Source organism: endosymbiont of Ridgeia piscesae (assembly GCF_001443665.1).
Taxonomy (GTDB): Bacteria; Pseudomonadota; Gammaproteobacteria; order Chromatiales; family Chromatiaceae; genus Endoriftia; species Endoriftia persephonae.
This window is the reverse complement of record NZ_KQ557182.1, coordinates 1-1,475: the sequence shown is the minus strand read 5'-3', so window position 1 is coordinate 1,475 and position 1,475 is coordinate 1. Positions and strand designations below refer to the sequence as shown.

The following is a 1,475-nucleotide window of genomic DNA, read 5'->3' as shown; positions in this document are numbered from 1 at the left end:
GCGCACTTCGCTGATTAAGAGTTTCTTCCGCATGTCAGATACAAAGTATATTTTGGCAAGTTCAAAAATAGACTGCCAATACTTTCGGAACGATTAATAGGGTGCGAATGGACGATCCGTCAGTACGACTAGCCTGTTTCGCCAGAAAAGTCAGCCGTTATCCCTTTCCTTTATAGGTTAACAGACCCTAGCGACCGGGCTGTTGCTGTTTCCAGCGGGCAGCCTTTTCCAATGCGAACTGCTGCATATCCGCTACCTGATCCACTTCATCCATGATCTCCCGCCCAAGTAGCGTTTCAATGGTGTCTTCGAGGGTGACGATGCCGGAAAACTGACGATATTCGTCATGCACCAGAAAGAGGTGCTCCCGGCGCTTGATGAACAGGTCGAGCAGATAGTAGACGGGCATCTCCCTCGGCACCTGGTGTAGCGCTGTCATCAGGCTGCGCAAGGGGGCATGGGTCTGATTTTCGAGGGAGGTGGTCTTCAGGATATCCCGTGCGAAGACCATGCCGATGATTGAGTCTGGATCTTTCTCGTAAACGGGGATTCGGGAATAGATGAAGACCTCGGGCTCTTCCAGTGCGGATTCGATGTTGCGGTCGGCGTCGAGTCGGAATACTACGCTGCGGGGTGTCAGGATATCCTTAACCGCAACTTGCTTGAGAGAGAGTAGGTTCTCGATCAGCTGACTCTCATGCTCTTCCAGAATCCCGCTCTGCTCACCGATCTCAGCCATCGCTGAGATCTCTTCCCGGGTCAGGCCGTTACTCTCTGGTTTTTGAATACGCTGGGTAATCTGGCCCGACAACCACAACAGTGGGGCCATCGCCTTGATGAGAAACGCGATGATATAGGTGGTGAGCTTCGCCAGTTCTCTCCAATAGGTTGCACCGATGGTTTTTGGGATGATCTCGGAGAGGTAGAGGATCAGCAGTGTGAGGATAACAGCGATCAGGCTTTGCCACTGGATACCGAAGATTCGGGCCGCTTCGGCACCGACACCGGCAGCCCCCATGGTGTGGGCGATGGTGTTGAGGGTCAGGATGGATGAGATGGCGTTATCGATATTGCTTTTAAGCCTCAGCAGAGGTTTTTTATGCGGAGTGCTGTCGTCCAGTGAACCGATGTAGCTGGGCGTGATTGAAAGCAGAACCGCTTCAAGAATGGAGCATAGGAAGGAGACGAAGAGGGCCAGAAAGAGATAGAAGAACAGTAGTGCCATTTATCCGTACAACAGGCTCTGTGGTCTTCCGAGCATAGCATAGAGGCACGCGTTTATAAGTCAGTGAGAGCCTATCTGTTCTCATGTAAACGATGGCAATCTTAGATAGGTTCGGCGTGTTGCATAGCTTTTGCTGACTTTGGGCAGCTGAATTGTAGTAGTTCAGACCTGATCTGACACCTGACTTGAAAAGAGTGAGGGTTACCGGTTTTGATGGAAGTGCTAACTGACCATCGAAACCAAAGAGGTA

At 51.3% G+C, this 1,475-nt stretch carries 1 protein-coding gene; it reads right to left on the bottom strand.

Annotated features, from left to right (window positions below; all coding sequences use genetic code 11):
- Window positions 1-187: 187 nt before the first annotated feature.
- Complete coding sequence (locus Ga0074115_RS15470) at window positions 188-1,225, bottom strand: CNNM domain-containing protein (RefSeq protein ID WP_060528711.1); 1,038 nt, start codon at window positions 1,223-1,225, stop codon at window positions 188-190.
- Between the last annotated feature and the right edge of the window lie 250 nt (window positions 1,226-1,475).